This window comes from Tenacibaculum sp. (assembly GCF_050290165.1).
Classification (GTDB): domain Bacteria; phylum Bacteroidota; class Bacteroidia; order Flavobacteriales; family Flavobacteriaceae; genus Polaribacter.
Window position 1 is genome coordinate 264,873 of the sequence record NZ_JBNKHD010000011.1, and the last position, 22,298, is coordinate 287,170.

Genomic DNA, 22,298 nt, shown 5'->3' on the forward strand with positions numbered 1-22,298 from the left:
GGGCTTTTTTGTTGTTTGGGATGTTGAAAATAGGAAATTCACCCATTTTATATTTTGATGTATTTTTAGTTGTTTGTAAATCAAATAATTATGTATATTTATAAATAACTTAATTTTAATAAGAATGTCAAGAATTAGCCAATTACGCAGGTATAGAATGCATTTAGAAGATAGATATCGTAAGTTGGTTGAAAGGGCTAATGATTATAAGTATGTGGATGAATGTAAAAGCGATCGCTCAGCATTTAAAGCAATGAAGATCTTGGAAAAACTAAATAGAATTAAATATTTAGATGAAGATTTGTCAAATACTGTTATGTAATTTTTTAAAATAATCAAAGGCTTTTAACAACCTACTACCGTACCAAGAAAAAAACTCTCCATCAACCATAATAAAGGAGGTTTTGTTTGTATACTCCTCCATTTCTAAAATATGTTTTTCTTTAAAAGGAAAAGGCTCTGAAGAAAGTAAGATGAGCTCGGGGTTTTTATATGAAATATTTTCAATATTTACCTCTGGGTATCGTTGTTCGTCAGCGTAAATATTTTCGAATTTGTTTAGCTCTAGCAAATGATTTATGAAAGTATTATTTGCTGCAACCATCCATGGATTCCTCCAAATAAAATAAGCGACTTTTTTTGTTTTATGGTTTTGTATAAAATTTTTAAAATCTGTTATTTTAGACTCTAAGTTACTAGTCATTTTGAAAGCTTCAGCTTGCTTGTTAAAAAAGTTTCCATATAAGGAAATTAAGTCTTTAGCATCAGTGAGTGTAAAAATATCAGAAACGTGAGTAAAAGCTATTTGCTGACAAGCTTCTACAATTTCTTTGGTGTTTTCTTCTTTATTACACAGAATAATATCTGGGTTTAGAGCTTTGATTACATCAATTTTAATATTTTTTGTACCGCCAACAATTGTTTTTGCTTTAGTTAAATGCTTAGGATGAATGCAAAACTTAGTAATACCAACAATACTATCTTCAAGACCTAAATCAACCAATAATTCTGTTTGGCTGGGTACTAAAGAAATAATTCGTTTATAATTTTTATTGGAGCTCATTGCGTAAAAATAATGATTCAATAATAAAAAGATAGGTAGAAAAAGATACTATTCCTAAGTTTTTAAATTTTATAAGGATAATTATTAAGGTGAAAAGGGAGAAACAGTATATGTATCTCCCTTTTTTAAATATTTTATTTTCCAGTTATAAAAAATTAATTAAAAACATCCTTTAGTTCTTCAATTAATTCATCTAGAAATTTGTCTAAAGTTGCACCTCCTTCAATAAGACCTACATTATCCCCAGATGAAGAGATACTCGAAGGTTTAGTAGAACTGCTAGTACTTTCAGAGCTCTGATTTGTTATTTCTTGTTTTCTTTTTCTGAATGCTTCATCATAGTATCCAAATAAAGTTATGTTTAAGGATTGAGAATAGTCATTCATTAAGCTAAAACCAGACTCAGCATGTTTTATAGCCATAGTTTCTACTTCAGATTTCGATTGGCTATTAACAGTTATGGTTATAAAAAAGGTTAATAGCAGAATAAATTTTTTCATATAATTTTTTTAGTTTTTGTCTACTCTATTACATTTTCGACTACCTGTTTTTGTTAGCCCAAAAGTAGTGTTTACCTCCCTTTTTAACAATAATTTTTTTTAAATATTATGGCTTTTTCATTTTGTAAATGCAAGTTTTTAGTAATAAGAGTATTAGTTTTAGAAAAGAAGAGTAAGTTCTGTTTATAAGTAGTAGAGTACTAAGTTTTTTAAAATATAAAGTTATTATCAAAAATATAAAAAAGGGAGTAAATCTCCCCATTTAACCCTATGATTTCTTGACTTTTTTATTTTAAAATAGTTTCCATTTGCTGTTGTAGTTCTGTGGCCTTTGCAGCTGCAGCTTCAGCAAAATCATTTTCGTTAGAAGCATAAATAATTCCACGAGAAGAGTTGATTAGCAAACCAATAGTGTCAGTCATTCCGTACTTACATACTTCTTCTAAACTTCCACCTTGAGCACCTACTCCTGGAACTAATAAAAAACTCTCAGGAATAATCTTTCTTATGTCTGCTAAATATTCAGCCTTGGTAGCACCCACAACATACATTAAGTTTTGTGAGTTTTTCCAAGATTTAGAAATTTCAATAACCTGTTTGTACAATTCCTTACCATCAACATTTTTTGTTTGGAAATCGAAAGCACCTTCATTAGAAGTTAATGCCAATATAATGGTGTGTTTATCTTCAAAAGCTAAAAAAGGTTCAACAGAATCTTTACCCATATATGGAGCTACAGTTACCGAATCAAAAGCTAAATCTTCAAAAAAAGCTTTTGCATACATGGTACTCGTATTGCCAATATCTCCACGTTTCGCGTCAGCAATGGTGAAAATTTCAGGATGTTTTTCGTTTAAGTAATTAATGGTTTTTTCAAGAGATTTCCAGCCTTTAATTCCATAAGCTTCATAAAAAGCAGTGTTAGGTTTGTAGGCTACACAAAGATGATGAGTAGCATCAATAATGGCTTTGTTAAAAGCAAAAATTGGGTCTTCTTTTTGGAGTAAATGTGCTGGAATTTTGTCTAAATCAACATCCAGTCCAATACATAAAAACGATTTCTTTTTTCGAATTTCAGATACAAGTTGTTGTGTTGTCATGTGTTGTTGTAAAAGTTAAGCAAAAGTACATAAATTTAGCAGTTTCTATTATCTTTGTTACATATGTTTCAATATATCAGCAACAAAATTTTTTACGGATTCTTAACATTGTTTGGTGTAGTTACTGTAATTTTTTTACTGTTTAATATCTTACCAGGTGATCCTGCTCGTATGATGTTAGATCAAAGAGAAGATACTGAACAGCTACAAAATATCCGAAAGAAATATGGATTTGATAAACCAGTATTTACACAGTATTTATATTATTTGAATGATGTTTCTCCATTGTCGTTTCATAGTAAAAATGTAGATGATTATACTTTTTTGTCTGAAGGAAAATATAGTGCTCAACCATTGTTTTCTGTTGGGAATTCTGTTGTTGTTATAAAAACACCATACTTGCGTCAATCTTTTCAAAAAAATGGAAAAAATGTTTCTGAAGTAATTAAGGAAACCTTACCCAATACCGCTATTTTAGCTATTGTAGCTATAACTATTGCGTTGTTTTTAGGGATTGTATTAGGTGTATTTTCGGCATTATTTAAAGATACTTTTTTTGATAGAATAATAGCTGTTGTAAGTACTTTAGGAATGAGTGTGCCTTCTTTTTTCTCGGCAATATTATTTGCTTGGTTGTTTGGTTTTGTGTTGCACAAATACACCAATTTAGAAATGACAGGAAGTTTATATGAGGTAGATGATTTTGGAGAAGGAACCTATATTCAATGGAAAAACTTACTGTTGCCAGCAATAGTATTAGGTATTCGTCCGTTAGCAGTAGTAATTCAGTTGATGCGTAATTCATTGCTAGAAACCTTAAATCAAGATTATATTCGTACAGCAAAAGCAAAAGGATTAACCATGTATCAAGTAATTCGAAAGCATGCTTTAAAAAACTCTTTAAATCCTGTAATTACAGCAATTTCTGGTTGGTTTGCATCGATGTTGGCAGGTGCGGTTTTTGTAGAGTATATTTTTAACTGGAACGGATTAGGGAAAGAAATAGTAAATTCATTAAATACCCTAGATTTGCCAGTCATTATGGGAGCTGTATTAGTTGTAGCAACGTTATTTATCATCATCAATATTTTAGTAGATATTTTATATAGTTGGTTAGACCCACGAATAAGATTACATTAATTATGAGATTTTTTTTACTATCACTAGTGTTATTAACACTTACAAGTTGTGCTGTTTTTCAACCAAAAAATTTTGCAACAGAAGCATTACAGGAAGAGCTACTTACTTTAGATCGAAATCCAATTTCATTTCAAGAAATTTTAAATAACAATAAGGGTAAGAAAAAATTTATACAAGTTTTTGCGACGTACTGCCCAGTAAGCCAAGATAGTTTTGATGATGTATTGGTTTTTCAGGAAAAAAATCCAAAAATTGAATACATCTTTTTGTCAGTTGATCATTCTTATTTTGACTGGAAAAGAGGTTTGGAAAATATTCCTGTTAAAGGACAGCATTATTACATTCCAAAGAAAGGAAAAGGAGCCTTGGGCGAGTTTTTAAAGTTAAAAACGATTCCTAGGTTTTTGATAGTCGATGAAGCAGGGAAAATTAAAGTATTCAAATCATCTAAAGTATCAGAGAAATTAGAAAATCACGTTCAATAAAATGAGAAAAATTATAATCCTATTTTTTGTAGGAATAACAATGTTAAGTTGTACTACAAAACAATCAACTAAATTTACAGAGGAAGCATTAAATGATGTTTTTATTTCTTTAGAAGGGAAAGAAGTTCCGTTTAAAGAAGTTATCGAAAAACATAAAGGCAAAAAAGTATTGATAGATGTTTGGGCGTCTTGGTGTACTGACTGTTTAAAAAGTTTGCCAGTAATAAAGCAACTGCAAGAAGAAAATCCTGAAATAGCCTATATGTATCTTTCTTTAGATAGAAATCAAACAGATTGGAAAAATGGTGTTGACCGATTAAAAATTAAAGGAGATCATTATTTTATGCAATCAGGATGGGAAGGAAAATTTGGTGAGTTTCTAGGGTTAAATTGGATTCCTAGGTTTTTAGTGATTGATGAAAAAGGAAAAATTGTTGTTTTTGACGCAACAAAAGCTACTGATAAATTAATTCGTCAAAGCTTAGAAATAATGTAATTTTGCAAACATAAAATCAATAACCAGAAAAAAGTACAAAAGTGAGACAAAAGATAGTTGCAGGTAACTGGAAGATGAATAAAAACCTAGATGAAGCTAAAGTCTTAATCAAAGGGATAAAGAAAGAAGTTAAAGGAGATTTAAATGAGGGAACAAGAGTAATTATTGCTCCAAGTTTTGTGAATCTGCACTATGCAGCTAAAAAAACAAAAAAGTCAACTATAGAAGTAGCTGCACAAAACATGCATCAATCAAAAAGTGGTGCTTTTACGGGAGAAGTGTCAGCTGATATGTTAACAAATATTGGCGTTAATATTGTAATTCTAGGTCATTCAGAGCGTAGAGAATACTTTGGAGAAACAGATGAATTATTAGCGCAAAAAGTTGATACTGCTTTAGGACAAGGTTTAGAGGTTATTTTTTGTTTTGGAGAATTATTAGAAGATAGAAAGTCGGGAAATCATTTTACTGTAGTAGAAAGTCAAATAAAAAAGGCGTTATTTCACTTACAAAAAAATAATTTCAAGAATATCATTTTAGCATACGAACCAGTTTGGGCAATTGGAACAGGTGAAACTGCTAGCCCAGAACAAGCACAAGAAATGCATGCTTTTGTAAGAGAGCTTTTTGTTAAAGAATATGGAAATGAAATAGCGGATGTGATTTCAATTTTATATGGCGGAAGTGTAAAGCCAGCCAATGCGAAAGAAATTTTTTCAAAACCAGACGTAGATGGTGGTTTGATTGGAGGAGCAGCATTGAAAACTGAGGATTTTGTAGCAATTATTAAATCAATTTAATGGACAATATTTATATAGAATATACATTTGAAGTAAGCCCTAAAGAACCAGCAACTGAAATTTTGATTGCTGAGTTAGGAGCGTTAGGATTTGAAAGCTTTGTTGAAAATGAGAATGGAGTAATAGCTTATATTCAAAAAGAAGATTGGAGCGAGGATATTTTAAACGATGTATTTGTTTTAAATTCAAAAGAGTTTTCAATTCAATATGAACATAATGAAGTAGAGCAAACGAATTGGAATGAAGAATGGGAAAAGAATTTTAATCCAATTCAAGTTGATGATATAGTTAGTATCAGAGCCCCATTTCATGAAAATCCTAACTTACCATACGACATTGTCATTGAACCTAAAATGAGTTTTGGTACAGGTCATCATGAAACAACACACATGATGGTACAGCATTTGATTAGCTTAGATGTAGCTGATAAAAAAGTATTGGATATGGGATGTGGTACAGGAATTTTAGCAATTTTTGCTGAAATGAAAGGAGCACAACCTATTGACGCTATTGATATTGATGCTTGGTGTTACGAAAATTCGTTAGAAAATGTAGAGAGAAATAACTGTAAGCATATATCGGTTTATGAAGGGGATGCGTCTCTTTTAGAAGGGAAAAAATATGACTTGATCATAGCTAATATCAATCGAAATATTTTGCTGAATGATATGAAAACATATACCAATTGTTTAAATGAAAAAGGAGTTTTATTATTAAGTGGATTTTATACAGAAGATATTCCAGTGATTGATAATGAGGTTTCTAAGTATGGTTTAACACTAAAAAATACCATAGAAAGAAATAATTGGGTAGCTTTGCAATATCAAAAATAAAACAAATGAGTACGATAGAAAAAATTCAAGAAGAGCTTGAGGTCCTACTAAAAGGTACTAGAGAGCATGAAATTGTTTTGTATAACGATGATGTAAATACTTTTGATTTTGTAATTGATAGTTTGGTAGCAGTATGTGATCATACTTTAGAGCAAGCTGAACAATGTACCATTTTAGTGCATTATAAGGGACAATGCGCTGTTAAAACAGGAGAGTATAAAGATTTAGAACCAAGATGTTCTAAACTGTTAGAATTAGGTTTATCAGCAGAGATAGTTTAAGAATGGAAAACGTTTTTAGATACTACGAATTTTCAGACTTTTTTGTTGATAATTCAGGAGCATTTCAAAAAAATGAAATATGTTACTCTGAGTTAAATGAGGAACATTTTCTAATTTTTGAGAAAAAAAATCAAGACACAAATCCAGTGTATAGTTTGTATGTTTCGAAATATAATTCGAAAAAAGAAATAGGAAAAAATCCGCCAGAAATACTTGAGCTTTTGGTGGAAGATTATGATAAATCAATACCAGAGCACAGAGTAGTGTTAAGAAGATATTTGTATTAAAAACTCAAAAAAAAAACTTTTTTTGAGTTTTTTTATGTTTTTATGTGACTATTTTAAGATAATAGTGTCATAATAGTGTAAATAAGAGATAATAACAGATTTTTATATAATACAATCCTTAAATGAAGAAACTTCTCTTAGTAAGTGGTAAAAGCAGAAAGGAGAAGTTTTTTGAAAATAAGATTTAAAAATAGTAGTAGTTAGTTTTTATACTAAGTTTGGTTAGACGAAAGGGCCTTGAGTGTTAAATTCAAGGTCTTTTTAATTAACATTATCTTTTTAGTTAAATAAAAAAGAGCTGTGGAAATTGATTAAAAAATAGTGTATCTTTATAGGGATTAAACGATAGTAGTTAAAAAAATTGATGCCTATGTAAAACCATTTTCTTTATAGTCACGAGCATAACTATTAGGAAGTTTTTGCTAAAAGACTTGGACTTGTTGTGGCTAATATCCAAGAGAGAAAGATTTAATAATCAAAAACTTTAAAGAAGATGAAAGCGATACTAATTAAAACAATTTTTATACTATTTGTAACCACTAGCGTTTTTGGGGTAACTGTTGATAATTCAAATACAGTTGATCCAATAAAAGTAAGAGCAACCTTTCAAGGGCATGATGACTATGGATATAACTTTTTATTCATAAATGACGAAGGTGATGAAGAGACAATTACTTTTGAGGTTATTGCGGAAGAGTTATTAGAAATTTATAATTTAAACGATAAAAAATTTATAGACCAGGAGTTTGAAATTGTATACGATTATGAAACTTCAGAAAATGATGACGAAATAATCGAAGCTCCTAAATTACATTCAATAAAAAAAATAGAATAACTATGAGCATTGTAGATTTATATGAGTCAAGTAAGCATAGAAATAATGTAGCGCACTTTAGCGCCATCGTAAATATTGCTATGGTTGATGGCGATTTAAACAAAGATGAAGAAATATTGGTAAACCGTTTTGCAAGAAAATTGGATATTACAGAAGCTGAATACGCTGAAATTATAAAAAATTCAAAAAAATATCCAGTTGTGCCACAGCCAAGATCTGATGATAGATTAGAACGATTACTAGATTTATTTAAAATTATTTATGCAGATCATCAAATTGACGATTCAGAAAGAAAACTCATTTTAAAATATGCTATTCAGTTAGGTTTTTCTCAAGATACAGCTGAGGAAATCATTATCAAAACGACTAAAATATTTAGTGGTAAAATAGATCTTGATCAATATAAAGCGATGCTCCAAATTTTATAAAAATGAAAATCCCATTCTTTTCAGAATGGGATTTTTTTTAAAGTATGTGTAGATTTTCTAATTTAAAAATAACGATGTCTTCTTCATCAAGATCATCAAAAATTTCCTTGTAGGTAATTTCAAATTTTTTGTTTTTGAGTGTAGATGATTTTAAGTCTAAATGACCTAAATTTTGCTTATTTACTCTTTCAAAATCTATAATATCACCATTTTCTAATTCAAAAACATAATAGCCGTTTGTATATCCTTGATAAACGCCGACTAATGTAACTGTTGGTTGTGAGTTGTAATGAGTCATGGCTACCTATATTTTATTTATGAGGCAAACACTTGATCTTCTTTTAAAAAACATTTAAATTCTAAAGTATACCCATTAGGATCTTTTATGAAAAAAGAAACATGCTCTCCGTTTTTATCCTTTAAAAAGGTCTTTTTAAGAATACCTTCTGAAGAATCACGATTTACCTTTTGATACATTTCTTCCCATGTTTTAGTATCTATAACAACACCAAAATGAAAAGAAGGTAAAATATCTTTTTCAAAAGAATAACTTGGGTATTCAAAATTGAATTGATCTGCTAAAACAAAAGTTAGTTGATTGTCAAATAAATTGATATCAACCCATTTGGTGTTTTTTCTACCGCATTCAAAACCTAATTCTTCTGTATAAAATTGTATAGTCTCTTCAATGTTTAAACATGGAAGAGATATGTGAAAAGCTGATTTCATAAGCTGTCCATTTAATCGTTATCAAAATCGTCAGTTACTTCTATTTCATCAAACTCGTCATTGTCTTCATCTTCTTCAGGTTCATAATCCTCCATTGTTTGTTGTAATTGAGAACTTATTTTAACCAAAAATAATGTATCATCAGTACTAACCTCTACAGCTTTTACGGTTTCACCTTTACTGTTTTTGAAGGAGATAATGTCTGAGTGATCATATCCATCAGGATATTTTTCTACCAATAAATCCAAAATATCGGTAGTTAACTTTGCATAGTCTACAATAACTCGTTTCATAAAATTACATTTTTAATAAATAAGCAAATATTAAAGGGGCAACAATAGTTGCATCACTTTCTATAATGAACTTAGGTGTATCAATATCTAATTTTCCCCAAGTAATTTTCTCGTTAGGTACAGCACCTGAATAAGAACCATAACTTGTAGTTGAATCCGATATTTGACAGAAATAGCTCCAGAAAGGAGTGTCTTCTCTCTCTAAATCTTGATATAACATAGGAACCACACAAATAGGGAAGTCTCCAGCAATTCCTCCACCAATTTGGAAGAATCCAATTCCTTTTTCTGAGTTGTCAGTATACCAATCAGCTAAAAAAGTCATGTATTCAATCCCTGATTTCATGGTAGAAGCTTTTAATTCTCCTTTTACGATATATGAAGCAAAAATGTTACCCATGGTACTGTCTTCCCAACCAGGAACTACAATTGGTAAGTTCTTTTCTGCAGCAGCATACATCCAAGAATCTTTTAAATCGATTTCGTAATACTCTTCTAAAACCCCCGATAATAATAGTTTGTACATGAATTCATGTGGAAAATAGCGTTCACCAGCTTCTTCAGCGTCTTTCCAAATTTTGAAAATATGCTTTTGTAAGCGTCTAAAAGCTTCTTCTTCTGGAATACAAGTATCGGTAACACGGTTTAATCCTTTCAATAATAAATCCCACTCGTCTTGCGGAGTTAAATCACGGTAGTTAGGAACTCTTTTATAATGAGAGTGCGCTACTAAATTCATGATGTCTTCTTCAAGGTTTGCTCCTGTACAAGAAATGATATCAACCTTATCTTGGCGAATCATTTCAGCGAAAATTTTACCTAATTCAGCAGTACTCATAGCACCTGCCAAAGAGACTAACATTTTTGAACCTTGCTCTAATTGTGCTTCGTACCCTTTTGCGGCATCTACCAATGCAGCTGCGTTAAAGTGTAAGAAGTATTTTTCTATAAAATTGGTTATAGGTGTGTTCATTTTTTTGTTTTTTGTGAGTTTATGAAATTGCTTCTATTATTAAAAGAAGGGATGATTTCATAAACTCGGATGTTTTTAAATCAATTTTTCAATAATAACTTGTACAACTTCAAAGAGGATTAAAATAATAATAATCCATTCTAGCATACTGCTGTATTTGTGTTGTAATATATCACTGAATAAATCTAAATTTTCTTTAATTACGTTTAAACTATTTTCAATTCCTTGATGACGTTTTATAATATCTAATTCATCTTTTAATTTATAATCTAAATCAGATAAATCTTTGTTGTTCCAAGCCACATCTGGCGAGTCAAAAACAAATAGGTTTTCTGCAATGTTGTTTTTTAAATTCATGGTTTTACCAATGAATTTTCTCATTTGAACTTTAGAGAGCTTAAAGCTCCCAGTTCTTTCCAATTGCCTTGAATATACTAATGTTTTATCGTGTAAATCAGATGTTTTGTTTACATAATTCATTAATGCTACCGATTGCGATAGGTTGAGCATAATGGTATGTGCTACATCATCGTTTAATTCTTTAATCTGAATACTTCCAAAATCAACTTCAACCGTATTAGAAAAGGTTACGATATACTCTTCTGAGGGTAAATGACTAGTGGTTGAATTTTCTTTACCGATTAAAAAACTAACAACTTCATTTATTATTACATTTTCGCAATTAATAAAAACAACACTTCCATAATCTTTTACATAAATATATGTATTGTTTTCAATTTTATACAACAAAAAAGAATGTTCTCTTTTTACTAAATTGTATGTTTTAAACTGTTTGCGAACAGTACTAAGTGCAATCCGTTTTTCTAAATGATATGCAATAGCTTGTAAACGCATTTTAATAATCGTCGTCGTTGCTTTTAAACTTTGATAATTTATTAAATGGTGAGCTATCATCATCGCTATAATCTTCTTCATCTTCCATATTAGAAGTGAATTTATAACTCAACATTTTATAATATAGTTTAGCCGCTAAAAAGTCTGATGATTTTTCATTTTCGTTAGGGCATAACTCTACAATATCAAAACCTACTACGTTTCTTTCTGTAAACACTTTCTTTAAAAACTCTAAAGTTTCGTAGTAAAACAACCCACCTGGTTCCGGTGTTCCTGTGCTTGGTAATAAAGATGGGTCAATAGCATCTAAATCAAACGTAATAAAAACATTTCCTGTTAATTGATCGATTACATCGTCCATCCAATATTCATTTACAGCCATATCATGCGCAAAGAATACTTTTTCCATATTCATAGAAGACTTTTCTGTAACGTCCATACTACGAATTCCTACTTGAACTAAGTTGGTAGTTTGGCTAGCTTCGTAAACAGCACAAGCGTGGTTACATTTAGTTCCTTCGTATTCTTTACGTAAATCGGCATGCGCATCAATGTGTAACACTGTTAAGTTGTTAAAACACTCATTGAAAGCTCGGATAGTTCCGATAGAAATTGAATGTTCACCACCAAAAAGAGTTACAAACTTGTTTTTATTGATGTATTTTTTGGTAGTTGCATGTACTGCTTCAACCATAGCCTCAGGAGAAGAAGCTTCTGTAACAGGATCTGCTAAATAAACACCTTCTTTGTAAACTTCGCTATCAGTTTCAATGTCATACAATTCCATATTCTCAGAAGCGTTTAAAAATGCTTCTGGACCTTTGTCTGCTCCTTTTTGCCAAGTGCTAGTTCCATCATATGGAACAGGGATTAATACTACTTTTGCAGTTTCTAACTTTGCGTATTGATCAGGAATACCTGCGTAATTTCTTTTTTCCATTTTTATTAATATTAAACTAGTATCCTAAAATAGATAATAGTTCTTCGCTTTTTTGTTGTTCTTTAAATAATTTAGTGGTGAAATCACCATTTTCGTTTCTATCAATTAACACGTGCTTTGGTGTTGGAATTAAACAGTGTTGTAATCCGCCAAAACCACCGATGGTTTCTTGATAGGCTCCTGTGTTGAAAAATCCGACATATAGTGGAGATTCTTTTTCATACACAGGTAAATATATCGCATTTACATGTTGTTCTGAGTTGTAATAATCATCACTATCACAAGTTAAACCACCTAACAATACTCGTTCGTATCTATGGTTCCATTTGTTAACAGGAAGCATAATAAAACGCTTATTAATAGCCCAAGAATCTGGTAATGTTGTTATGAAAGATGAGTTAATCATATTCCATTTTTCACGATCGTTTTGTCTTTTTTGGTACAAAACTTCATAAATAGCACCTCCAGCTTCTCCGACGGTAAAACTTCCAAACTCTGTAAAAATGTTAGGAACATCCACATCAGCTTCTTTACATGCCACATTAATTTGGTTGATGATTTCTTCTACCATATACTCATAGTCAAAATCAAATGCTAATGAGTTTTTAATAGGAAAACCTCCACCAATATTTAAACTGTCTAGTGTAGGGCAAACTTTTTTAAGCTTGATGTATACACTTAAACATTTTAATAATTCGTTCCAATAGTAAGCGTTGTCTCTAATCCCTGTATTGATAAAGAAGTGTAACATCTTTAATTCAACTTGTGGATTATTAGCAATTTCACGCTCGTAAAAAGATACGATATTTTTGTAACCAATTCCTAATCTGCTGGTATAAAATTCGAATTTAGGCTCTTCTTCAGAAGCTATACGGATTCCTACCTTAAATTTGCTTCTAGTTTCATCTAAAAGTAAATCAAGTTCTTCATAATTATCAATTATAGGAATACAGTTCGTATGTCCACCATCGATTAAACTAACAATATTGGCAATGTATTGATCACGCTTGAAACCGTTACACAATACATAAGTGTCATCTTTAAGCTTTCCTTCTTTTTTTAATGACTTTACAATATCAATATCAAAAGCAGAAGATGTTTCAATATGGATATCATTTTTTAAAGCTTCGTCTAACACATATTTAAAATGAGAACTCTTAGTACAGTAACAGTAATTGTAGTTTCCTTGGTAATTGTGTTTTTCAATAGCTGTATGAAACCAGTTCTTAGCTTTATTTATATTTTCAGAAATTTTTGGCAGATAAGTAAACTTTAGCGGCGCGCCATACTGCTTTACTAACTGCATCAAATCAATGTCGTGAAAAAATAAATTATTCTCTTCTGTATGAAATTCCTCCTGAGGAAAATCAAATGTTTGTTCTATTAAATCTTTATATTTAGTATTCATTATTATTTTAGTTGTATCTGTGTTTTGAGTACAGAAAAGTTATTCAAAAAGTAGTTAAGGAGCAAGCCAAAACTTTTTTAAATAAATTAGATAACAAATTTCATTGTTGTTTATAACAAGATTGTTAAACCGAAATAAAATGAATAGTTAGATTCGTAAAGCTAAACAATCACCGCACTGTTTGTAAAAATTCAGTGGTAGAGAGTATTGAGGTGTGGAAGAAACCTTAATTTTTTCGTTGTGTTTCCAAAACACTAAATAACTCTTAATCTTCCCGTAAAAGTTATTACCGAAATAAGTAAAACGTAACATTCGACTTATATAATAAGATGTCGTAAATGTAAACTATTTTTTAATACGATAAATTTTTTTTTATTTTTTTTAAAGTGTTGTCTTGTAGTTTTTTAGCTGTTGTTTTGTTTCTTGATTAACTCAATTCCTTTGTATAAAATAGTTGTATTAGGTATGGTAATTTCCCTTTTTTCTTCAGGCATGTACAAAAGAACATAAAAACCAGTAATATTCTTTACAACACCTTGTAAATCGAAATCTTTATCAATAATTTTTATGGTGTCACCTATACGCATAGGGTGGTAAAAGAACAAAATAATACTAGCGGTTAGATTTGACAAAATAGACCACTGAGCAAAGAAACCAACACCAAGTACTGCAAGTATAGAAGAAGCAAAAACAATTACTTCTTTAAAATTGATACCAAAAATAATTAATGATATAAAGAGAGTTAAGGTGTAATATAAAAAGTAGCTTAGATTTAAAATTAACTTTCTTCTATGAGGTTCAATAGCATTTTTTACAATATAAGATCTTGTAAGTTTTTTAGTAATGTGAATCAAAAAAAATAAAGTTGTTAATAAAAGCAAGAATTGCAAGATAGGGTTGTAAATAGACAATTCTAAAAAATGATTCTTCATGATTGAGGTTTTTTAATACAAATATACTTCTGGTTTCGTAAATATAATCTCGAAATAAAAAATTATATTTGATAGGTAATCATAATCTTATTATCGTTATGAAAAACATTTTAATTCCATATAATTTTACTGAAGCTGCTATTAATGCTTTGAATTACACTAAACAATTATTCAAAGGAATTGAAGCGAATATTTATTTGTTAGATGTTTATGTAAGTCAGCCTTCCGAATTATTGAGTGATGAGGAAAATGAGAAATGGTTCGACGAAATGGATAATGAAATTGAAGATGAGCTAAAATATTTATTGGATGTTTTGAAAAGAGAAGAAAGTACTTTTAACTACCAGTATTTAGTAGAATCAAATTCGTTAACTAAAGCTATAAATAAGATTATTGATGAAAAGAATATAGATGTTGTAGTAACGGGAACAAAAGGAGCCAAAAGTTTAGCAGAAACATTTATAGGTACCAATACTATGAAAATGATAAATGCTATAGATAGCTGTCCTTTGATTGTGGTTCCTATGGATTATAAATATAAATCGTTACATCAAATTGTGTTTTCTACAAATTACAAAAGACAATACTCAACAAAAGAATTGCAGTTTTTGATTAACTTAAGTGTTGTAAAAAAATGTTTACTTGAAGTAGTAAATTTATCAGAAGAAAACTTTTTGACAGAGAATCAACAAAGAAACAAAGTTAAGTTAAGAGAAATACTACAAGACTTAAATGTTACTTACAGGAAAATTGATTGGGAAGGTTCCGAGACATTGACTATTGAAAAACATATAGATGAAACCGAAAGTGAATTGCTGGTTTTAATAAATCATAAATACAATTTCTTTAATCGTTTATTGGAAGAGAATGTGATTAAAAAATCGGCATTTCATAGTAAGATACCTATATTGATATTACCAGAAATAGCATAATTATGAATTTTACCGAAGAATTTTATGAGAATATAGCAAACTTGTTCTATGCGGTTTCAATGGCAGACAAAAAAATGACTGTAGAGGAAAAGAAAAGTATTGTTAAAAGAGTACAAAAAAATTGGTCTACTTCAGAAGATAAATCTGATAGCGAGTTAATTTATGAAAGATTAAGGCATTTAATAAGTGAAAAAGCGAGCTCAGAAGAAGCATACGAGAATTTTAAAAGTTATTATTTAACGCATCAAAAAGAATTTTCAAAAGAAGTAATTCATAATTTACTAGTTGCCTCACATGAAATTACAGGTACATATGCAGGAAAAAATAAGTCTGAACTCATAATTCTTGCTAAATTATATAAACTATTCAAACTCGCTTAAAGTAAGAGCATGACTCGATTTATTACAAAACAAAAACACACAAAACACATAATTCCTGGAAAACCAGTTTTTGTTGGGAATCAAAAGGAAGAAAATACAAGAATACGATTAATTGGTTATGATACAGATACAATTATTGAGGTAGAGTTACAAACTGTAAATGAGCTTTCAGACTATTTAAATAAGTATGAAAAAATATGGATTAATATTGATGGATTGCATGATGTAGAGTTACTTGGAGAAATAGGAAAGCTTTTTGCTATTCATACACTTGTTCTTGAAGATATTGCAAATACAGGTCAAAGACCCAAGGTAGATATTGGTGAAAATTACATTTTTACGAGTATTAAAATGATGTTTTTAGACGAAAAAAAACATCGACTAGAAGCAGAGCAAATTTCTATGTACTTAATACAAAATATACTTATCACATTTCAAGAAAAGCAAGGAGATATTTTTGAGCCGGTGAGAGAAAGGCTGCGTAACAAAAAAGGAAGAGTTCGTAATTACAATGTCACCTATTTAAAATATTGTTTGTTGGATTTGATTGTAGACAACTACAATTTTTTAATGGAAACTTTTGGGGAGAAAGTAGAAGATTTAGAGGATAAAATTTTACTAGAGCCCAATAAGAATATTTTAGAAGAGATCAATAAAAATAAGGTTGAGCTTAATTATTTTAGAAAAGCGATAAGACCAGCAAGAGAGGCAATAAGTAACTTTAAAGAATTTAAAACCGATTTAATTACTGAAAATGAACAACCCTTTTTTAATGATTTGCAAGACTTAATTCAAAGAAGTTACGACTTGGTTGAGAATTACAAGAATATGTTGAGTGAACAACTTACGGTGTATTCAACAAATGTCAATAACCGCTTAAATGACATTATGAAAATTCTGACGATATTCTCGGTGATTTTTATACCAATTACATTTATAGCAGGTATTTATGGTACAAATTTTGAGTATATTCCAGAGCTAACTTATCGTTACGGATACTATGCTATGTTGGGAGTTATTATGTTGATAGTAGTGATAATGTTAGGTTTTTTTAGGTACAAAAAGTGGTTTTAAGTTTTGTTTAAGTTTTTGATATTGAAAAATTTGTATTTTTGTAGGTAGGAATGAAAAAAGCATTTCAAAAAATAGCGTCTATAGCAATGGCATTAATAGTAGTGTTTTCTACAATGTCGTTTACCATAAGTAGTCACTTTTGTGGGGATGTACTAGTGGAAACAAGTTATTTTGGAAAAGCGAAATCTTGCGGAATGGAAATGTCACAAGGAGCAAAATCAAATGATTGTTCTGTGATGAAAAAGAACTGTTGCCATGATGAAGCATCAGTAATTGATGGGCAAGATGATTTAAAAAATACTTCTTTTGATCAATTGTCATTCGATCAGCAAGTATTTGTAGCTTCATTTTATTATAGCTATATAAATCTTTTTGAAGAATTACACGATAAAGTAATTCCTTTTAAAAACTACACTTCGCCACTCGTCGTCAAGGATATTCATGTACTTGATGAGGTATATTTAATATGATTTATAAACAATAACTAGTTGTCCTTTTGAAAAACTCATAAGGATGATTTGTCGTATTCGGTGTTTTTTAACATCAATGTTTAATTGTTTAAAAATCATTTCTTATGCTGAATAAAAGCATTAAATTTTTAATAGAAAATAAGCTGGTAGCTGTCATATTACTCGTTTTATTTATAGGATGGGGAACTATGAATGCGCCTTTTAATTGGGATACAGGTTTTTTGCCTAGTAATCCTGTAGCGGTAGATGCTATACCTGATATTGGTGAAAATCAACAAATTGTTTTTACCAAGTGGGATGGGCAATCTCCACAAGATATAGAAGATCAAATAACGTATCCATTAACAACTTCTTTACTAGGGATTTCAGGAGTAAAAACCATTCGTAGTTCTTCTATGTTTGGACTCTCAAGTATTTATGTCATTTTTGATGAAGGTGTCGATTTTTATTGGAGCCGTTCTCGAATTCTTGAAAAATTAAATTCATTACCAAGCAACTTATTGCCAGAAGGAGTAAGTCCGTCTTTAGGACCAGATGCAACAGGGTTGGGGCAAATTTTTTGGTACACACTAGAAGGACGCGATGAAAATGGAAATGTAACTGGAGGTTGGGATTTGCATGAATTACGTAGTGTACAAGACTACTATGTTAAATATGCTTTGTCATCAGCAAACGGGGTATCGGAAGTAAGTTCTATTGGTGGATATGTGCAAGAATATCAAATAGATGTAAAACCAGAGTTGATGCGTCAATACAATATTAGTTTACAACAGATTGTAGCAGCTGTTAAAAAAAGTAATCAAGATATTGGAGCGCAAACAATAGAGATAAATCAAGCAGAATATTTAGTACGTGGTTTAGGGTATGTCAAATCTATTGCAGATATCGAAAACGCGGTAGTAACTGCGGAAGATTATACTGCAATTAGAGTAAAAGATGTAGCAAATGTATCGCTAGGAGCGATGCCTCGTAGAGGGATTTTAGATAAGGAAGGAGCAGAAGTAGTAGGTGGGGTAGTTGTATCGCGTTATGGAGCAAACCCTTTAGAAGTAATTACGAATGTAAAAGCAAAGATTAAAGAGCTGAGTGCAGGTTTACCTAGTAAAAAATTACAGGATGGCAGAACTTCTCAGTTGACAATAGTTCCTTTTTATGATCGAACAGAATTGATTCACGAGACTTTAGGTACATTGAACGAAGCACTTACTTTAGAGATATTGATTACGATTCTGGTAATTGTGGTAATGGTGTTTAATTTACGAGCTTCTGTATTAATCTCAGGACTATTACCTGTGGCAGTATTGATGGTTTTTATAGCAATGAAAGCCTTTGGTGTAGATGCAAATATTGTTGCTCTATCAGGAATTGCTATTGCTATTGGAACTATGGTAGATGTTGGAGTGATACTCTCCGAAAACATCATAAGTCATTTGGAGAGAGAAAAAGATAAACTACCAATAAATAAACTAGTTTATAATGCAACAGCAGAAGTTTCAGGGGCTATAGTTACTGCTGTAATGACAACTATTATTAGTTTTATTCCAGTATTTACTATGATTGGAGCTGAAGGAAAATTATTCCGTCCACTAGCGTTTACCAAAACTTTTGCGTTAATAGCAGCAATTATTGTAGCGCTATTCCTTATTCCGCCATTTGCTGCTGTTCTATTCAAAAAGAGCAACCTTAACAAAGGGTATAAATACATTTTAAATGGAATTTTAGTAGTACTAGGAATTGCAGCTCTTTTTTATGGATATTGGCTAGGATTGGTACTAGTAACTTTTGGAGGTTTGCAGTTCTGGAGTAGCTATTCTGGAGAAACAATAATTCGTTTTTCATTTTCCAAGAATGATTTTTCTCTTTCAATAAATACCATTAATATTATCATATCAACTCTGGCAATTGTTGGTTTATTGGCTGAGTATTGGAGGCCTTTGGGGGTTGATAAATCTGTTTTTACAAACTTGTTGTTTGTAGCGATAATCTGTTTTGGCTTGCTAGGATTTTTTAGCCTCCTTCAAAAATATTACAGTCGAATATTACAATGGGCACTGAACAATAAGTTATTGTTTTTAGGGATTCCTATGACAGTTTTAATTTGTGGATTTCTCATATTTAAAAATACAGGGAAAGAGTTTATGCCTTCACTAAATGAAGGGTCGTTTTTACTGATGCCAACTTCAATGCCACATTCAGGTACAGAGGAAAATAAGCGAGTGTTACAGCAATTAGATATGGCAGTTGCTAATATCCCGGAAATAGTAACAGTGGTTGGAAAAGCAGGAAGAACAGATTCGGCATTAGATCCAGCACCTTTATCGATGTATGAAAATATCATTAATTATAAACCAGAATATGCTTTAAATTCTGATGGTGAACGTCAGCGATTTAAGGTTGATGAAAATGGTGATTTCATCCTGAAAGATGGAACGTTATTGAAAGTGAAAGAAGGTAGCGTATGGCAAACTATTGATGCGAATAGGGAACTTATCCCTGATGAAGATGGAGAGTTTTACCGTAATTGGCGTCCGCATATCAAATCTCCTAATGATATTTGGAATGAAATTGTAAAAGCAACCAAGTTGCCAGGAGTAACATCGGCGCCTAAGTTACAGCCTATTGAAACCCGATTGGTTATGTTACAAACAGGGATGCGTGCACCGATGGGAATTAAAGTTAAGGGGCAAGATTTAAAACAGATTGAAACTTTTGGAGTACAGCTTGAAGGAATTTTAAAACAGGTTAAAGGGGTTAAAAAAGAAGCTGTTTTCGCTGATAGAATTGTAGGGAAACCTTATTTGTTAATTGATATTAACCGAGAGAAACTAGCTCGCTACGGAATTGCAATTCAAACGGTGCAAGATGTATTAAAAGTAGCGGTAGGAGGTATGCAGTTATCGCAAACAGTAGAAGGGAGAGAACGTTATGGAATCCGAGTTCGTTATCCTAGAGAATTGCGTTCCAATCCAACGGATTTGGAAAACATATACATACCAACAGCAAAAGGAACTCCAATCCCATTAAGTGAGTTGGCAACAATTCGTTACGAGCAGGGTCCACAGGTAATTAAAAGTGAGGATACATTTTTAATAGGGTATGTGTTGTTCGATAAGTTGGATGGTTTTGCTGAGGTAAATGTGGTAGAAACTGCTCAAAAAGTAATTCAACAAAAGATTGATTCAGGTGAATTGGAAGTTCCTAAAGGGATTTCATATCAGTTTACAGGAACGTATGAAAATCAATTAAGAGCAGAGAAAACTTTATCGGTAGTGGTACCGTTAGCTTTGATGATTATCTTTTTAATATTGTATTTCCAGTTTCGTTCGGTAGCTACTTCGTTAATGGTATTTACGGGGATTACGGTAGCTTTTGCAGGTGGGTTTATCATGATGTGGTTGTATGGACAAGATTGGTTCTTAAATTTTAGTGTCTTTGGAGAGAATTTACGGGAACTGTTCCAAATGCATCCAATTAATTTGAGTGTTGCTGTTTGGGTAGGATTTATAGCCTTATTTGGAATTGCGACAGATGATGGTGTGGTAATGGCAACTTATTTAAAGCAGTCGTTTGATAGAGAAAAACCAGATACGGTTCACAATATTAGAACATCAGCATTGCATGCGGGTAACAAGCGTATTCGAGCTTGTTTAATGACAACAGCAACTACCATTTTAGCATTGTTGCCTGTATTGACTTCAACAGGAAGAGGTAGTGATATCATGATTCCGATGGCTATTCCAGCTTTTGGAGGAATGATTATAGATGTGACGTCCTATTTTATAGTGCCTGTACTGTATAGTTGGCGTGAAGAATTTTTATTGAAACAAAAAATAAAGAGAGATGAGTAATAACAAGATAATCTTATTTTTTGCATCTATGGTCTTTGTTTGGAATATGCAGGGGCAAGATTTACAAGGATATATAAAGATAGCCTTAGAAAATAATCCAGAAGTACAGCAGTTCGATACAAAATACAAGCGTATTTCAGAAAAGAAGGAAGAAGTAAATACATTGCCAAATACTGAATTTGGAGCAGGGTATTTTGTGAGTACTCCAGAAACACGAACAGGTCCACAGCGATTTAAGTTGTCTGTAAAACAAATGATTCCTTTTTTCGGAACCATAACGGCAAGAGAAAATTATGTATCGTCGTTGGCAGATGCTACTTACCAAGATATGGTAATTGTGAAACGTAAGTTAGCGACTTCCGTTGCGCAATCATATTATAAGCTGTATGAAATCAATGCCAAACAAAAAGTATTAGATGAAAATATTGATTTGCTGAAAACATACGAAAAGCTAGCATTAACTTCAGTAGAGGTTGGTAAGGCATCAGTAGTAGATGTATTGAGATTACAGATTAGACAAAATGAATTAAATCAACAGAAAGAAGTATTGCAAGAAACTTTTTTAGGAATGCAAAAAGCCTTTAATAAGCTGTTGAATCAGGAGGTGAACACACCAGTTTCGGTAATTGATAGTTTACAAATTCCGACAGAAGTAGATAAGATGCAACCAAATACTTTAAAGCTGCATCCGGAGTTGGTGAAGTTTGATAAGTTATATGCATCTGTTGAAAAATCAGAGTTGTTAAATCAAAAAGAAAAACAACCGATGATTGGTTTTGGGTTGGATTATGTGAATGTTGAAAAACGTACGGATATGAATGTGGTAGATAATGGAAAGGATATTATCATGCCAATGGTGTCGTTGTCAATTCCTATTTTCAATAAGAAAAACAAATCTATAAGCAAGCAAAATAGGTTACAACAAGAGGAAATTCTGTCACAAAAAGAGCAACGATACAATACGTTAGAAGCTGTGTTGTATAGAGCTGTTTCAGACAGAAATACAGCTGTAATAAGTTATCAAACACAGCTTAAAAATTTGAGTCAAGCAAAAAATGCAGAGCAAATTTTAGTAAAAAGTTACGAAACAGGAACAATAGACTTTAACGACGTGTTAGATATTCAAGAATTACAGTTAAAATTTCAAACGAATATGATAACGTCGGTGGTAAATTATTATACACAAAGTGCTATCATTAATTACTTAATACAATAA

Annotated in this window: 27 protein-coding genes; 16 read left to right on the forward strand and 11 right to left on the reverse strand. The window is 31.2% G+C overall.

The features are described 5' to 3' along the window. Positions 1 to 124 precede the first annotated feature (124 nt). Positions 125 to 322: a hypothetical protein gene (locus ACQY6M_RS09030; protein ID WP_428740823.1), complete on the forward strand. Its 198-nt coding sequence runs from the start codon at positions 125 to 127 to the stop codon at positions 320 to 322. Here ACQY6M_RS09030 and ACQY6M_RS09035 read toward each other — a convergent pair. From ACQY6M_RS09035 to pyrF, 3 genes are all read right to left on the reverse strand, one after another. Then, a complete protein-coding gene (locus ACQY6M_RS09035; RefSeq protein ID WP_428740824.1) occupies positions 305 to 1,063 on the reverse strand; it encodes an ABC transporter substrate-binding protein in 759 nt (252 codons plus the stop codon). The two genes, ACQY6M_RS09030 and ACQY6M_RS09035, sit on opposite strands and share 18 nt — an antisense overlap. Positions 1,064 to 1,218: 155 nt before the next feature. Continuing rightward, the gene (locus ACQY6M_RS09040) at positions 1,219 to 1,563 is read right to left on the reverse strand and encodes a hypothetical protein (RefSeq protein WP_428740825.1); all 345 of its coding nucleotides are present in this window, start codon (positions 1,561 to 1,563) and stop codon (positions 1,219 to 1,221) included. Between the two features lie 287 nt (positions 1,564 to 1,850). Further along, positions 1,851 to 2,663: an orotidine-5'-phosphate decarboxylase gene (pyrF, locus tag ACQY6M_RS09045; protein ID WP_428740826.1), complete on the reverse strand. Its 813-nt coding sequence runs from the start codon at positions 2,661 to 2,663 to the stop codon at positions 1,851 to 1,853. Positions 2,664 to 2,726: 63 nt separating this feature from the next. Between pyrF and ACQY6M_RS09050 the strand changes: the two genes are divergently transcribed. The 9 genes from ACQY6M_RS09050 to ACQY6M_RS09090 all read left to right on the forward strand — a co-directional run bounded on the left by ACQY6M_RS09050 (position 2,727) and on the right by ACQY6M_RS09090 (position 8,248). Then, positions 2,727 to 3,803, forward strand: coding sequence for an ABC transporter permease (locus ACQY6M_RS09050; RefSeq protein WP_428740827.1), 1,077 nt, complete (start codon positions 2,727 to 2,729; stop codon positions 3,801 to 3,803). A 2-nt stretch (positions 3,804 to 3,805) separates the two neighbouring features. Then, entirely contained in the window at positions 3,806 to 4,288 is a 483-nt protein-coding gene (locus ACQY6M_RS09055; RefSeq protein ID WP_428740828.1) for a TlpA family protein disulfide reductase, read from the forward strand. Position 4,289: 1 nt separating this feature from the next. Then, positions 4,290 to 4,784 carry a TlpA family protein disulfide reductase gene (locus tag ACQY6M_RS09060; RefSeq protein WP_428740829.1) on the forward strand — a complete coding sequence of 165 codons (495 nt, stop codon included), beginning with the start codon at positions 4,290 to 4,292 and terminating at the stop codon, positions 4,782 to 4,784. Between the two features lie 41 nt (positions 4,785 to 4,825). After that, on the forward strand, positions 4,826 to 5,584 hold the full coding sequence (gene tpiA / locus ACQY6M_RS09065; protein WP_428740830.1) for a triose-phosphate isomerase: 759 nt from the start codon (positions 4,826 to 4,828) through the stop codon (positions 5,582 to 5,584). Next, positions 5,584 to 6,417, forward strand: a complete 834-nt coding sequence (gene prmA, locus ACQY6M_RS09070; protein ID WP_428740831.1) for a 50S ribosomal protein L11 methyltransferase — start codon at positions 5,584 to 5,586, stop codon at positions 6,415 to 6,417. Before tpiA ends, prmA begins: the two co-directional genes overlap by 1 nt. 5 nt (positions 6,418 to 6,422) lie before the next feature. Beyond that, positions 6,423 to 6,698, forward strand: a complete 276-nt coding sequence (locus ACQY6M_RS09075) for an ATP-dependent Clp protease adaptor ClpS (RefSeq protein WP_428740832.1) — start codon at positions 6,423 to 6,425, stop codon at positions 6,696 to 6,698. 2 nt (positions 6,699 to 6,700) lie between these two features. Further along, entirely contained in the window at positions 6,701 to 6,985 is a 285-nt protein-coding gene (locus tag ACQY6M_RS09080) for a hypothetical protein (protein ID WP_428740833.1), read from the forward strand. Positions 6,986 to 7,478: 493 nt separating this feature from the next. After that, positions 7,479 to 7,820, forward strand: a complete 342-nt coding sequence (locus tag ACQY6M_RS09085; RefSeq protein WP_428740834.1) for a hypothetical protein — start codon at positions 7,479 to 7,481, stop codon at positions 7,818 to 7,820. Between the two features lie 2 nt (positions 7,821 to 7,822). Next, positions 7,823 to 8,248, forward strand: a complete 426-nt coding sequence (locus tag ACQY6M_RS09090) for a TerB family tellurite resistance protein (RefSeq protein ID WP_428740835.1) — start codon at positions 7,823 to 7,825, stop codon at positions 8,246 to 8,248. A gap of 37 nt (positions 8,249 to 8,285) precedes the next feature. Here the strand turns inward: ACQY6M_RS09090 and ACQY6M_RS09095 are convergent, their stop codons facing one another. The 8 genes from ACQY6M_RS09095 to ACQY6M_RS09130 form a co-directional block, all read right to left on the reverse strand. After that, positions 8,286 to 8,546: a hypothetical protein gene (locus ACQY6M_RS09095; RefSeq protein ID WP_428740836.1), complete on the reverse strand. Its 261-nt coding sequence runs from the start codon at positions 8,544 to 8,546 to the stop codon at positions 8,286 to 8,288. A 17-nt stretch (positions 8,547 to 8,563) separates the two neighbouring features. Then, positions 8,564 to 8,977: a VOC family protein gene (locus ACQY6M_RS09100; protein WP_428740837.1), complete on the reverse strand. Its 414-nt coding sequence runs from the start codon at positions 8,975 to 8,977 to the stop codon at positions 8,564 to 8,566. 11 nt (positions 8,978 to 8,988) lie between these two features. Next, the gene (locus ACQY6M_RS09105) at positions 8,989 to 9,270 is read right to left on the reverse strand and encodes a hypothetical protein (protein ID WP_428740838.1); all 282 of its coding nucleotides are present in this window, start codon (positions 9,268 to 9,270) and stop codon (positions 8,989 to 8,991) included. A gap of 4 nt (positions 9,271 to 9,274) precedes the next feature. Then, a complete protein-coding gene (locus ACQY6M_RS09110) occupies positions 9,275 to 10,243 on the reverse strand; it encodes a deoxyhypusine synthase family protein (protein WP_428740839.1) in 969 nt (322 codons plus the stop codon). A gap of 75 nt (positions 10,244 to 10,318) precedes the next feature. Next, positions 10,319 to 11,179, reverse strand: coding sequence for an RMD1 family protein (locus ACQY6M_RS09115; RefSeq protein ID WP_428740840.1), 861 nt, complete (start codon positions 11,177 to 11,179; stop codon positions 10,319 to 10,321). Beyond that, entirely contained in the window at positions 11,100 to 12,038 is a 939-nt protein-coding gene (speB, locus tag ACQY6M_RS09120) for an agmatinase (protein WP_428740841.1), read from the reverse strand. The genes ACQY6M_RS09115 and speB overlap by 80 nt, the downstream gene beginning before the upstream one ends. Before the next feature lie 16 nt (positions 12,039 to 12,054). Continuing rightward, entirely contained in the window at positions 12,055 to 13,446 is a 1,392-nt protein-coding gene (locus ACQY6M_RS09125; RefSeq protein WP_428740842.1) for an arginine decarboxylase, read from the reverse strand. A gap of 404 nt (positions 13,447 to 13,850) precedes the next feature. Then, entirely contained in the window at positions 13,851 to 14,378 is a 528-nt protein-coding gene (locus tag ACQY6M_RS09130) for a mechanosensitive ion channel domain-containing protein (RefSeq protein WP_428740843.1), read from the reverse strand. Between the two features lie 98 nt (positions 14,379 to 14,476). Between ACQY6M_RS09130 and ACQY6M_RS09135 the strand changes: the two genes are divergently transcribed. From ACQY6M_RS09135 to ACQY6M_RS09160, 6 genes are all read left to right on the forward strand, one after another. Further along, positions 14,477 to 15,310 carry a universal stress protein gene (locus ACQY6M_RS09135; protein ID WP_428740844.1) on the forward strand — a complete coding sequence of 278 codons (834 nt, stop codon included), beginning with the start codon at positions 14,477 to 14,479 and terminating at the stop codon, positions 15,308 to 15,310. Positions 15,311 to 15,312: 2 nt separating this feature from the next. Beyond that, on the forward strand, positions 15,313 to 15,690 hold the full coding sequence (locus tag ACQY6M_RS09140) for a hypothetical protein (RefSeq protein WP_428740845.1): 378 nt from the start codon (positions 15,313 to 15,315) through the stop codon (positions 15,688 to 15,690). 9 nt (positions 15,691 to 15,699) lie between these two features. Further along, on the forward strand, positions 15,700 to 16,764 hold the full coding sequence (gene corA / locus ACQY6M_RS09145) for a magnesium/cobalt transporter CorA (protein WP_428740846.1): 1,065 nt from the start codon (positions 15,700 to 15,702) through the stop codon (positions 16,762 to 16,764). Positions 16,765 to 16,814: 50 nt separating this feature from the next. Beyond that, on the forward strand, positions 16,815 to 17,234 hold the full coding sequence (locus ACQY6M_RS09150) for an HYC_CC_PP family protein (protein WP_428740847.1): 420 nt from the start codon (positions 16,815 to 16,817) through the stop codon (positions 17,232 to 17,234). Between the two features lie 104 nt (positions 17,235 to 17,338). After that, the gene (locus ACQY6M_RS09155) at positions 17,339 to 21,082 is read left to right on the forward strand and encodes an efflux RND transporter permease subunit (protein WP_428740848.1); all 3,744 of its coding nucleotides are present in this window, start codon (positions 17,339 to 17,341) and stop codon (positions 21,080 to 21,082) included. Continuing rightward, complete coding sequence (locus tag ACQY6M_RS09160; RefSeq protein WP_428740849.1) at positions 21,075 to 22,298, forward strand: TolC family protein; 1,224 nt, start codon at positions 21,075 to 21,077, stop codon at positions 22,296 to 22,298. The genes ACQY6M_RS09155 and ACQY6M_RS09160 overlap by 8 nt, the downstream gene beginning before the upstream one ends.

What these genes read in the sequence shown, in the direction of transcription:
- ACQY6M_RS09150 (WP_428740847.1), top strand. Translation starts at nt 16,815, where the DNA reads ATGAAAAAAGCATTTCAAAAAATAGCGTCTATAGCAATGGCATTAATA.
- ACQY6M_RS09030 (WP_428740823.1), top strand. Translation starts at nt 125, where the DNA reads ATGTCAAGAATTAGCCAATTACGCAGGTATAGAATGCATTTAGAAGAT.
- ACQY6M_RS09160 (WP_428740849.1), top strand. Translation starts at nt 21,075, where the DNA reads ATGAGTAATAACAAGATAATCTTATTTTTTGCATCTATGGTCTTTGTT.
- ACQY6M_RS09035 (WP_428740824.1), bottom strand. Translation starts at nt 1,063, where the DNA reads ATGAGCTCCAATAAAAATTATAAACGAATTATTTCTTTAGTACCCAGC.
- corA (WP_428740846.1), top strand. Translation starts at nt 15,700, where the DNA reads ATGACTCGATTTATTACAAAACAAAAACACACAAAACACATAATTCCT.
- ACQY6M_RS09060 (WP_428740829.1), top strand. Translation starts at nt 4,290, where the DNA reads ATGAGAAAAATTATAATCCTATTTTTTGTAGGAATAACAATGTTAAGT.
- ACQY6M_RS09050 (WP_428740827.1), top strand. Translation starts at nt 2,727, where the DNA reads ATGTTTCAATATATCAGCAACAAAATTTTTTACGGATTCTTAACATTG.
- ACQY6M_RS09055 (WP_428740828.1), top strand. Translation starts at nt 3,806, where the DNA reads ATGAGATTTTTTTTACTATCACTAGTGTTATTAACACTTACAAGTTGT.
- ACQY6M_RS09040 (WP_428740825.1), bottom strand. Translation starts at nt 1,563, where the DNA reads ATGAAAAAATTTATTCTGCTATTAACCTTTTTTATAACCATAACTGTT.
- pyrF (WP_428740826.1), bottom strand. Translation starts at nt 2,663, where the DNA reads ATGACAACACAACAACTTGTATCTGAAATTCGAAAAAAGAAATCGTTT.
- speB (WP_428740841.1), bottom strand. Translation starts at nt 12,038, where the DNA reads ATGGAAAAAAGAAATTACGCAGGTATTCCTGATCAATACGCAAAGTTA.
- ACQY6M_RS09095 (WP_428740836.1), bottom strand. Translation starts at nt 8,546, where the DNA reads ATGACTCATTACAACTCACAACCAACAGTTACATTAGTCGGCGTTTAT.
- ACQY6M_RS09125 (WP_428740842.1), bottom strand. Translation starts at nt 13,446, where the DNA reads ATGAATACTAAATATAAAGATTTAATAGAACAAACATTTGATTTTCCT.
- ACQY6M_RS09115 (WP_428740840.1), bottom strand. Translation starts at nt 11,179, where the DNA reads ATGAAGAAGATTATAGCGATGATGATAGCTCACCATTTAATAAATTAT.
- ACQY6M_RS09080 (WP_428740833.1), top strand. Translation starts at nt 6,701, where the DNA reads ATGGAAAACGTTTTTAGATACTACGAATTTTCAGACTTTTTTGTTGAT.
- ACQY6M_RS09075 (WP_428740832.1), top strand. Translation starts at nt 6,423, where the DNA reads ATGAGTACGATAGAAAAAATTCAAGAAGAGCTTGAGGTCCTACTAAAA.
- ACQY6M_RS09105 (WP_428740838.1), bottom strand. Translation starts at nt 9,270, where the DNA reads ATGAAACGAGTTATTGTAGACTATGCAAAGTTAACTACCGATATTTTG.
- ACQY6M_RS09140 (WP_428740845.1), top strand. Translation starts at nt 15,313, where the DNA reads ATGAATTTTACCGAAGAATTTTATGAGAATATAGCAAACTTGTTCTAT.
- ACQY6M_RS09100 (WP_428740837.1), bottom strand. Translation starts at nt 8,977, where the DNA reads ATGAAATCAGCTTTTCACATATCTCTTCCATGTTTAAACATTGAAGAG.
- ACQY6M_RS09135 (WP_428740844.1), top strand. Translation starts at nt 14,477, where the DNA reads ATGAAAAACATTTTAATTCCATATAATTTTACTGAAGCTGCTATTAAT.
- ACQY6M_RS09090 (WP_428740835.1), top strand. Translation starts at nt 7,823, where the DNA reads ATGAGCATTGTAGATTTATATGAGTCAAGTAAGCATAGAAATAATGTA.
- ACQY6M_RS09155 (WP_428740848.1), top strand. Translation starts at nt 17,339, where the DNA reads ATGCTGAATAAAAGCATTAAATTTTTAATAGAAAATAAGCTGGTAGCT.
- ACQY6M_RS09130 (WP_428740843.1), bottom strand. Translation starts at nt 14,378, where the DNA reads ATGAAGAATCATTTTTTAGAATTGTCTATTTACAACCCTATCTTGCAA.
- prmA (WP_428740831.1), top strand. Translation starts at nt 5,584, where the DNA reads ATGGACAATATTTATATAGAATATACATTTGAAGTAAGCCCTAAAGAA.
- ACQY6M_RS09110 (WP_428740839.1), bottom strand. Translation starts at nt 10,243, where the DNA reads ATGAACACACCTATAACCAATTTTATAGAAAAATACTTCTTACACTTT.
- ACQY6M_RS09085 (WP_428740834.1), top strand. Translation starts at nt 7,479, where the DNA reads ATGAAAGCGATACTAATTAAAACAATTTTTATACTATTTGTAACCACT.